The organism is Aquirufa beregesia (assembly GCF_011090385.1).
Taxonomy (GTDB): domain Bacteria; phylum Bacteroidota; class Bacteroidia; order Cytophagales; family Spirosomataceae; genus Aquirufa; species Aquirufa beregesia.
Genome location: NZ_SEWW01000036.1, coordinates 1 through 366 on the forward strand (window position 1 = coordinate 1; position 366 = coordinate 366).

The window sequence follows — 366 nt, forward strand, 5'->3', positions numbered from 1 at the left end:
TGTACAATGTGGAATCAGCTGTTGTGGCTGTTACAGATGGAAGTATCGTTGCTGCAGGAGCAGATCGATTGACAGTAGCCGTGAGTGCATCAACGATGACGAAATTAGCTGTTAGCTTAGCGAGTCCACAGATTAATGACATAGCCTTCACCGGCACGAATACCTTGACAGCCCAAGATGCTTATGGCAATACGGTCACGACTTTTGCTGCCAATACGAATAATGTAACAGTAACGAGTACGTTAACTGGAGCAATCACAGGTTTAGGCTCAGGAGTGAACAACGTGTTGAATCAAGCAGGCGACTTTACGAGTGGAGTAGCGAACTTGACAAGCTTAGGCTTGAAATTCACGGGAACTTCAGGAG

1 protein-coding gene is annotated in these 366 nt (G+C 46.2%); it reads left to right on the forward strand.

All coding sequences use genetic code 11. The features are described 5' to 3' along the window. On the forward strand, positions 1 to 366 hold a 366-nt coding region (locus EWU23_RS13780; RefSeq protein ID WP_166233189.1), incomplete at both ends, for a hypothetical protein.